General features: G+C 50.3%; 8 protein-coding genes and 1 other annotated feature. Of the genes, 3 read left to right on the forward strand and 5 right to left on the reverse strand.

From position 1 onward, the window contains the following. Positions 1–136: 136 nt before the first annotated feature. Positions 137–416: a binding site (T-box leader), on the forward strand. Positions 417–967: 551 nt separating this feature from the next. Beyond that, positions 968–1,258, forward strand: a complete 291-nt coding sequence (locus tag FD23_RS10685) for a peptidase M20 (RefSeq protein ID WP_230844870.1) — start codon at positions 968–970, stop codon at positions 1,256–1,258. A 45-nt stretch (positions 1,259–1,303) separates the two neighbouring features. Here FD23_RS10685 and FD23_RS07250 read toward each other — a convergent pair whose 3' ends face one another. Further along, positions 1,304–2,179: a LysR family transcriptional regulator gene (locus FD23_RS07250; protein ID WP_025896196.1), complete on the reverse strand. Its 876-nt coding sequence runs from the start codon at positions 2,177–2,179 to the stop codon at positions 1,304–1,306. Between the two features lie 118 nt (positions 2,180–2,297). Between FD23_RS07250 and FD23_RS07255 the strand changes: the two genes are divergently transcribed. Beyond that, positions 2,298–3,323, forward strand: coding sequence for a YeiH family protein (locus FD23_RS07255; protein ID WP_025896195.1), 1,026 nt, complete (start codon positions 2,298–2,300; stop codon positions 3,321–3,323). Between the two features lie 81 nt (positions 3,324–3,404). On the opposite strand, the gene gltX is transcribed toward FD23_RS07255, so the two are convergent. The 4 genes from gltX to FD23_RS07275 all read right to left on the reverse strand — a co-directional run bounded on the left by gltX (position 3,405) and on the right by FD23_RS07275 (position 6,956). Further along, positions 3,405–4,907, reverse strand: coding sequence for a glutamate--tRNA ligase (gltX, locus tag FD23_RS07260; RefSeq protein WP_052933736.1), 1,503 nt, complete (start codon positions 4,905–4,907; stop codon positions 3,405–3,407). 144 nt (positions 4,908–5,051) lie between these two features. Beyond that, a complete protein-coding gene (locus FD23_RS07265; protein ID WP_025896193.1) occupies positions 5,052–5,888 on the reverse strand; it encodes a hypothetical protein in 837 nt (278 codons plus the stop codon). Further along, positions 5,888–6,586: an ABC transporter ATP-binding protein gene (locus tag FD23_RS07270; RefSeq protein ID WP_025896191.1), complete on the reverse strand. Its 699-nt coding sequence runs from the start codon at positions 6,584–6,586 to the stop codon at positions 5,888–5,890. The genes FD23_RS07265 and FD23_RS07270 overlap by 1 nt, the downstream gene beginning before the upstream one ends. Position 6,587: 1 nt before the next feature. Further along, positions 6,588–6,956: a GntR family transcriptional regulator gene (locus FD23_RS07275; RefSeq protein ID WP_052933737.1), complete on the reverse strand. Its 369-nt coding sequence runs from the start codon at positions 6,954–6,956 to the stop codon at positions 6,588–6,590. 373 nt (positions 6,957–7,329) lie between these two features. Here FD23_RS07275 and FD23_RS07280 point away from each other — a divergent pair, with 373 nt between their 5' ends. After that, positions 7,330–8,949, forward strand: a complete 1,620-nt coding sequence (locus tag FD23_RS07280) for a peptide ABC transporter substrate-binding protein (protein WP_052933738.1) — start codon at positions 7,330–7,332, stop codon at positions 8,947–8,949. Positions 8,950–9,160 lie beyond the last annotated feature (211 nt).

Raw genomic sequence — 9,160 nt, forward strand, 5'->3', positions numbered from 1 at the left:
CCCGATTGAATATCGGAATCATGTTTTAACAACCTTAACGGCGTAATACTAAATTGTCCCAATTTTGGGGGTCACATCATTGACAGAAGCCTATTTACGCTTTAAGATTACATTAACTAAAAATTAAAACGTTTTAAGAAAAGCATCAATTAGAAGAGTAACCAGGTCCGGCTTTTTCCAGAGAGCTCAAGTTGGTGCGATTGAGCAAAAGCCACCTGGCGAAACACATCTAAGAACTGGTTGGCCGAAATAAAGTAGGCCTTCCCGCTAGCGAGCGTTACCACGGCTGCCCTGGGTGTTCCTGGAAACTGGCCTTCTTTGCCCTTTCCGGCGACTAGTCAGCGGCAGTGTAAGGTCAGTTGCCGTGAGACAGCTGATGAAATGAAGTGGGGCCACGACTAACAATCGTCTTCAAGAAAGCAATTCCTTGGGGGCGATTTTTTCTTTCTCTCCGTTTCTTGCTCTTTTTTTAATCTTTCTTTTTCTGCCAGCTTTAAAAATGATTTTGTAAAGGAGTCCGCCATGAAAGAGTCAAACATGTTCAAAAACACCCCGTCTGCCTTAAGTGGCCGACATCCCCTCGCTGCTTTTTAAGACATCCCCTCGCTGCTTTTTAAAAAAGAAAACAAGTTAGTTCTAGATCAATTCAATTTTTAGAAAACACCGAGGAAAAGATCATAAAAAATCAGCCATCATCACTTTAGCCCTGTCCGCCAGCCTGCTTTCCGCCTGCTCCAACACCTCTGCCAGTAGCTCAAAGACCAAGCAAGTCTTAAACTGGTTCTCCGCCGGAGAAATCTCCACCATGGACCCAGCTTTGAACAATGACGGCTACGCAGCTGGACGCCACCATGGAAGGCCTGGTCCGCCTGGGCAACAACTCCAAGATCCTGCCCGGCATCGCCAAGTCCTAGAAGGAAAGCAAGGACGGAATGACCTGGACCTTTAACCTTAGAAAAAATGCCAAGTGGTTCAACGGGGAAGCCTTGCCGGCCAGGCCACCAACATGATCCCAGCCGCCGCGACCGCCGTCGTCTCTGGCGAGAATCTTGCGAAAATTGCGGCAGCTTTCCCGGACTTTTTGGCCAAAAAGGGCTTGACTGGGGAAATCAAAGAAACAGCTAGCGAAAATGGTAATTGCTTAAAGATTAGTTTGGAAGGCGTCAGCGCCCACGCCATCGACGAATCCGTCAGCCTGGCTGAACTGGAAAAAAGCCTGGCCATCTATGCTGAAGCGATTTACGAATTAACCAAGTAGAATATGCAAAAAAGACTTTTACCCAAAACAAGTAAAAGTCTTTTCTTATCTGCTTGCCTTCAGTTCCGCGCAGATCTGCTGGTGGCGGTCCGCGTAGAGGCTGTTCTTCTCCCAGATAAAGGTGAAGTCATGGCGGATCTGGAAGTCCCGCAAACTCAACTTCCGCAGCTTTCCTGCCTTTAAAAGGTCACTAACGGCAGTCTGGTACAAGAAAGAGACCCCGCAATTGGCCAAAAGCAGCTGGGTAATCATCTGCATGTTGCCGACCTGGACATACTGCTTGAAGTCGCTCAGTTCCTGCCCCTGGGCGCCTAAGCTGTCCTCCAGGATCTTCCTGGTCCCTGAGCCCGGTTCCCTGACCAAAAGGCGCTGGTCAAAAAGGTCAGCGATCTGGTCCGGCTCCTTGGCAAAAGACAAATCTGGGGAGCAGACGGCGATGAAGTCCTCGCTTTGGTAGCGCAGGCTGGCATAACTCCTGGCCGGGTCCCCTTCTACTAGGGCAAAGTCCAGGTCCCCCTCATCCAATTTCTTGGTCAAAAACTGGGTGTTGCCGTAGACTACTTCCACATTGGTTTGGGGATGGTCTTTTAAAAAGCGGCTGAGGGGCCTGGCTAAGGCGTATTCCCCAATGGTCATGGTTACCCCAAAGCGGACCGGCGGCAGGTCAGCATGCTTGATTTCCGCTTTAAGCAGGCGCTCATCGCTCTGCATCTGCCGCATGGCCTGGCGGAGTTTCTCTCCCGCCGCGGTCAAGGTCAGTTTCTTGCCCTGGTAGCTGAAAAGCTTGACCTGGTACTCCTTCTCCAAATAGCGAATGTGCTGGGACACCGCCGGCTGGGTCACATGCAGGCGGTCAGCCGCCCGGGTGAAGTTCATGGTCTCACAGACCGTTAAAAATGTTTTGACGCGAAAATCCAGCATCCCCGGCCTCCTTACAATAATTCTGCTTTATCGACAGATAATAATCTATAATTTTATTTTCTACCATTTTACTACTATACTAAAGCATGTTCAAAAAATATCTGGAGGCAAAAAAGAAATGAATTGGATTAAAAAGAATCTGCCCGGCATCCTGGTCTGCCTGGCCATCGCTACCCCCGCCTGGCTCTTAGGCAAGACCCTGCCAGTCATCGGGGGCGCCGTCTTCGCCATCTTGTTTGGCATGGTCATCACCCTCTTTTGGGAAGAGAAGAAAGGCGCGGCCAGCGGGATCAAGTGGACGTCCAAGTATATCCTGCAAACAGCCGTCGTTCTCCTGGGCTTTGGGATGGACCTGCAGGTGGTCGTCAAGACCGGCCGCCAGTCCCTGCCGATTATCATCTGCACCATCTCGACCTCGCTCTTGCTCGCCTGGCTTTTGCACAAGTCTTTAAACATCCCCGGCAAGATCTCAACCTTGATCGGGGTCGGCTCATCCATCTGCGGGGGCAGCGCCATCGCCGCTACCGCCCCGGTTATCGACGCTGACGACGACGAAGTAGCCCAGGCCATCTCTGTTATCTTCTTTTTCAACGTCCTGGCCGCCATCCTCTTCCCCATCTTTGGCAAGCTCCTGGGCTTTGACCAGACTTCGGGGACTTCTTTCGGCATCTTTGCCGGGACAGCCATCAACGACACTTCTTCCGTCACTGCCGCGGCGGCAACCTGGGACAGCATGTTCCATTTGGGCAGCCAGACCCTGGACAAGGCCGTGACCGTCAAATTAACCAGAACCCTGGCCATCATCCCTATCACCCTGGCCTTAGGCTATTTCACCGCCAAAAAGGAGCAAAGGGACAACAGCTTCAGCTTGAAGCGGACCTTTCCTGCCTTCATCCTCTACTTTGTCCTGGCTTCCTTAATCACAACCTTTGCCCTGGCTAATGGAGTAAATGCCAATGTCTTCCTGCCTTTAAAGGAGCTGAGCAAGTTCATGATCGTCATGGCCATGGCCGCGATTGGTCTTAACTCCAACATCGTCAAGCTTGTCAAGTCCGGGGCCAAGCCCCTCTTGCTCGGGGCTTCCTGCTGGGCCGGGATCACAGCCGTCAGCCTGCTTTTACAGCGGCTAATGGGGCTCTGGTAAAAAATAAAACAAACAATTTAATCGATTGCATCAAAAAAGGCTTTTACCGCTCGGTAAAAGCCTTTTCCTTTGTTCTTTAGCTTATTCGATGCCAGCTTCGCTAAGCTGCTTCAAGGTCAAGTCCAGGTGCTTCATGACCGTGTCCTTGCCCATCAATTCCATAGCTTCGCCGATGCCAGGGCCGACCATTGACCGGGTAGTAGCGATCCGGATTGGCATGAAGAGCTTGCGGCCCTTGATGCCAGTTTCCCTCCGGGTAGCCATGATGGCGTCCATGATCTTCTTGGCCGTGAAGTTGTCAAGCTTGTCCAGTTGCTTCTTGAATTCTTCAATCGCCGGACGAGCTTCGTCCTTCTTGATTTCTTCCACTTCTTCGTCAGTCAAGTATTCTGCTTCAGTGAAGAAGATCTTGCTCAAGTCAACGATTTGCTTGGTGTAGGACATTTGGTTGGCATACATGTTCACCAATTGTCTTACCCATTCTATCTTGCCTGGAGCCGGGTTAGCTTCAACTAGGCCAGCTTCTTGCAGGTTGTGCAAGGCCAGGTCCAAAAGTTCATCTCTGTCAGCCGTCTTCATGTACTGGTTGTTGACCCAGTCCAGCTTCTTTTGGTCAAAGGCAGCTGGGGACTTGGACAGACGGGCCGGGTCAAATTGCTTGATGAATTCGCGCTTGGAGAAGATTTCGCTTTCGCCAACTGGTGACCAGCCCAGCAAAGTGATGAAGTTGAACATGGCTTCTGGCAGGAAACCAAGTTCTCTGTATTGTTCGATGAACTGCAGGACTGATTCGTCACGCTTGGACAGCTTCTTGCCAGTAGCGGAGTTGATGATCAAAGTCATGTGGCCGAAGACTGGAGCTTCCCAGCCCAAAGCTTCGTAAACGCAAAGCTGCTTTGGCGTGTTAGAGATGTGGTCATCGCCCCGGAGCACGTGGCTGATTTCCATCAAGTGGTCGTCGACAACGACGGCAAAGTTGTAAGTTGGCATCCCGTCGCGCTTTTGGATGACGAAGTCACCGCCGATAGTGTCGGATTCAAAGCTCAAGTGGCCCTTAACGATGTCGTCCCATTCGTAAGTCACGCCTTCTGGAATGTGAATGCGGACAACTGGCTTCAAGCCCTTGGCCCGGGCTTCGTCTTGTGCCTGCTTGATTTCGTCAGCAGTCATGCCTTCGTATTCGTAGACATAGTGAGGAGCAATCCCCATGGCCCGCTGTTCTTCACGCTGGGCTTCCAGTTCTTCTTCAGTTTTAAAGGAGTAGTAAGCCTTGCCTTCTTCGAGCAGCTGGTCGATGTACTTTTGGTAGATGTCCTTTCTTTCAGACTGCTTGTAAGGGCCATAGTCCCCGCCGATGTCCGGACCTTCATCCCAGTCGATCCCCAGCCAGTGCAGGTTTTCGATTTGAGATTCAGCCCCGCCTTCAACGTTTCTGGCGGTGTCAGTGTCTTCGATTCTCAGAACCAAAGTCCCCTTGTTGTGACGTGCAAACAGATAGTTAAACAGAGCAGTACGCGCGTTACCAATGTGCAAGTGGCCAGTTGGTGACGGAGCGTATCTCACGCGGATTTTCTTATTAGCCAAAATTATGCCTCTTTCTTACTATTCTTCAACTTATTAAGTTTACTAGCAATAAGGAAAAAATTCAATCTTTACCAGCAAATCAGGCCCTGACGGCAAGCAAAAATGCCCACCAAAGGCAGGCATTTGTCACTTAATCTTATTTGCTTATTTCTTGGCTTCAACGCCCTTCTTGAAGACGAAGTATTCCGCTGCCCACAAGATGGCCACGTAGACCAGCTCAGCCAGCATGTAGAGCCAGCTGATGACCGGCAAGCCCAGGTCGGTCTGGGACGTGTGCAGGCCAGTATTGTCAATGACAAAGTTGAAGTCAAAGCCGGAATTTGAAACCATGCGGATGACCGCGCCCAAGATGCTGCTGCTGCCCCAGGACAAAAGAGCCAGCAGGGCCAGCAGGATAACTGCCTTGGCAAACTTGCTCGTTCTCCCCTTCAAAGGCAGGAAGTCCCCCAAAACGCTGGCTGATTCAGTGATGAGCAGCCAGAAGCAGATGTCGCCGGCAAAGCTGACCAGGGCAAACAAGGTCATGTAGAGCAGCCAGTTGCTGATGCTGGAGACGTAAGGCTGGAAAGTCGCCACTGCTTGCGAATCGATCCGCATCTCCCCGCCAAAAATAAATGGCAGCAAGGTAATTACGAAGATCAAGAGGTTAGCTAAGGCAAAGATAACCGCGGTCACAAGCCCGGTCAGCACGTTAGCCGTTAGGAAGTTGCCCGCTGTTACCGGCACTTGCCGCCAGGTCTGGGACCGGTTGACCCGGTAGGCCGCCATAATCACGTCAATTTGGTACCAAATGCCCACGCAGAAGATCACCGTCGCGGCAATCCCGATGCCAATACCGGCTGAGTCGCTGCCAAAGCCGTATCTGATGCCAAAGTACAAGCTGATCAAGAGGATAAAAATTGCCTCGATGCCCAGACTGAGCCGGGTCGTCCGGCTCTTTTCCTTGAACATGGCCGCGAAAGTCTGCTTAAAACCGATCATTACTCTTCCCCCTCGTAAAATCCTTCATACCACTCTTCGATGCTTTCTTGTTCAGCCCGGATTTCTTCAGCACTGCGCTGCTCTAAAACTGAGTGCTTCTTGATCAAAACGACCTCATCGATCACCGGAGCGATTTCATCTAAGACGTGGTCGCTGATGACCAGGGTCGCCTCTTCCGGCTTCCAAAGCAACATGGACTTGATAATCTTCTTCCGGCTCATGGCATCAACCCCGCTGAAAGGTTCATCCAGCAGGTAGAGCTTGGCCTTGCGGGAGAAGACCAGGGCGATGATTAATTTCTCCTTCATCCCCTTGGACAGGCTGCCCAGTCTTTCATCTTCATTCAAGTTCATGAATTCCAGAATGTCAGCAAACTGCTTGTCGTCAAAGTCCGGGTAGACCAGGCGGTAAAAGTCAGCGACATCCTTGATCTTTCTGGAGTCGCGGAAGGCGGACAGGCTGTCGGTCATGGCGATGTACTGCTTGCGGCGGTCTTCATCTGCTTCCCCGCATACCTCCACGCTGCCCTTGTACTGCTTGGCCAGGCCCGCGATCACCCGCATCAAGCTGGTCTTGCCGGCCCCGTTGGCCCCGACTAAGGCCACGATCTTGCCGGCCTCCAAAGTCAAGTTAACTCTCTCCAAAATCGTCTTTGAATTCTTGTGGTAGCTTAAATCCTTAATCTCCAAAGTCTTCATGTTATTCCTCCCTTGTGTCATCTAAGTAGCTGGCCAATAGTCCAGTCAGGCTTTCCCTTTTGACTCCGAGTTTCTCCATCCGGCTGACGAAAGCCGCCAGCTCCTGCTTCAGCAATTTGCTCTTCATTTCCTCCAGGAGGCCTTCATCGGTCGTAACGAAGCTGCCTTCGCCGCGTTTGGTAAAGATATAGCCCTTGGCCGTCATTTCTCTAAGTGCCCGCTGGACTGTATTGGCGTTGACCGTCAATTCAAGTGCCAGGGCTCTGACTGAAGGCAGCTTCTCGCCGGCCTGCAGCTTGCCCTGGGCGATCTGCAAGTAGATATAGTCTTCAATCTGCAAGTAGATCGGCAGGTTGTCTTTGAATTTCATTTGCACACCCCTTTGCTGCACTAGTTATCTAATACACTGTTAGCGTATAACGGATCGGGCCTTTCGTCAAGGCAAAAACAGAGAAGAAGCAAAATTTTGTCCCTTTATCTTTGGCCTAGTTCTTTCCTATGCTTCTTACTTACCTTTCTTCCTTTAAACAATCAGCCAATTCTGCTTTTAAGTTAGACTAGACTGTTTTCTAGCAAATGAACTAATACTTAAAGTTGTCTTTAATTATTTTACGGTTGCTTTAACAACAGTTTCAGTCCAGTCTCATCTTTAGCTCATAGTCACAAGAAAGCGTTTCTTTTTGTGTATTTTCTGTTAAACTACAATTAGTGTTTGATAATGTAAACTTTTCAAGGAGGACAGCATGAAAAAGACTAAGACTTTTTTGGCTGCCGGCAGCATCTTGACGGCTGCATTAGCCTTGACGGCTTGCGGCGGCAACTCTTCATCTTCTTCATCTAACAAAAAAGAACTGAACTGGGAAGAATCAGCTGAAATTCCGACTATGGACCTGTCCAAGGCCACTGACTCTGCCAGCTTTACCCAATTGATCAACACCATGGAAGGTTTATACCGGGCAAAGTCTGACGGCAGCCAGGAAAAGGCCATGGCAACCAGCGAAAAGGTATCCAAGGACGGGAAGACCTACACCTTTACTCTCCGTAAGGACAACAAGTGGTCAAACGGTGACCCGGTAACCGCGCAAGACTTCGTCTACTCATGGCGCAGAACGGTTGACCCAAAGACTGCTTCTCAATACGCTTACCTGTTTGAAGGCATCAAAAACGCCACCGACATCCAAAACGGCAAGAAGAAGCCGGAAACTTTGGGGATTAAGGCCGTTGGCAAGTACAAGCTGGTCGTAACCCTGGACCGGCGGATTCCTTACTTCAACAACCTGATGGCCTTCGGGAGCTTCTTCCCACAAAACGAAAAGGCAGTCAAGAAGTACGGCTCCAAGTACGGTACTGCCTCCAAGTACATGGTCTACAACGGGCCATACATTATGAGCGGCTGGAGCGGGTCAAACCTGTCCTGGAAGCTCAAGAAGAACCCATACTACTGGGACAAGAAGAATGTCAAGCTGGACGCGGTCAACTACAGCGTGCAAAAGACCCCGTCAACTGCTTACAACCTCTACCAGTCAAACAAGCTTGACGCTGTAGCCCTGGACGCTGAACAAAGCAAGCAGCTTAAGAGCGTAAAGGGTTATGCTCTCTACCCACGTGGGACTACCTTCTACATCCAATTCAACCAGGCTAAGAACAAGTACCTGCAAAACGCCAACATCCGTAAGGCTCTTTCCATGGCTATTAACCGGGAAAGCCTGACCAAGGTCCTGGGCGGCAGCAACACTGTAGCTCACACCTTCACTCCAGCCAAGCTGACCACGGTTAACGGCAAGGACTACACCAGCCTGATTTCCAAGAGTGACGAAGCTTACACTTACTACAACAAGAAGGAAGCCCAAAAGTACCTTAAGCAAGGTATGAAGGAACTTGGCGTTTCCAAGCTGAGCTTCAAGCTTTTGTCAGACGACACCGATGGTGCCAAGAAGTCTACTGAAGCAATGCAATCAAACATCCAGGAAACTCTGCCGCAAGTCTCCATCACCACCCAGAACCTGCCATTCAAGACCCGTCTGGCTAGAACTAACGCGCTTAACTTCGACATGGTTGTTTCTGCCTGGGGTGCCGACTTCAACGACCCGATCTCCTTCCTGGACTTGCTGACTTCCACCAACGCCCAAAACGGCGGCAAGTGGTCCAACAAGGAATACAACAAGCTGATCGCGGCTTCAAAGACTACTGGCTCAGACTCTGAACGCTGGAGCAACCTGTCCAAGGCTGAAGGCGTTCTGCTGAAGGACGTTGGTATTTCACCACTTTACTCAAGCACCAGTGCCTGGATTGTCCGTCCAGAAATCAAGGGCTTGGTAAACCTGCGCGACCACTGGGACTTCAAGTACGCTCACGTTAACTAGCGTCTGTCCCTAGAGACTAACAAACTGAATCACTGAAAATAGCAGACCACCTGGTCTGCTATTTTTGTACTTTAACTGTTTTTTTTGCTACAATTGAACTGATTTTTAAAGAGATTGGTGGCAGGCAAAAAATGGTTCAGTATAAAAACTTGTGTAAATGACTGAGAGACTTAGAAAGCTTTCCGCGATAGTTCCATTAACCGCAGGAAGA

Source organism: Lactobacillus delbrueckii subsp. delbrueckii DSM 20074 = JCM 1012 (assembly GCF_001433875.1).
GTDB lineage: Bacteria > Bacillota > Bacilli > Lactobacillales > Lactobacillaceae > Lactobacillus > Lactobacillus delbrueckii.

Excerpts from the sequence above, each read along its gene's own strand:
- FD23_RS07250 (WP_025896196.1), bottom strand. The coding sequence starts at position 2,179 with ATGCTGGATTTTCGCGTCAAAACATTTTTAACGGTCTGTGAGACCATG.
- FD23_RS07255 (WP_025896195.1), top strand. The coding sequence starts at position 2,298 with ATGAATTGGATTAAAAAGAATCTGCCCGGCATCCTGGTCTGCCTGGCC.
- FD23_RS07265 (WP_025896193.1), bottom strand. The coding sequence starts at position 5,888 with ATGATCGGTTTTAAGCAGACTTTCGCGGCCATGTTCAAGGAAAAGAGC.
- FD23_RS07270 (WP_025896191.1), bottom strand. The coding sequence starts at position 6,586 with ATGAAGACTTTGGAGATTAAGGATTTAAGCTACCACAAGAATTCAAAG.
- FD23_RS07275 (WP_052933737.1), bottom strand. The coding sequence starts at position 6,956 with ATGAAATTCAAAGACAACCTGCCGATCTACTTGCAGATTGAAGACTAT.
- FD23_RS07280 (WP_052933738.1), top strand. The coding sequence starts at position 7,330 with ATGAAAAAGACTAAGACTTTTTTGGCTGCCGGCAGCATCTTGACGGCT.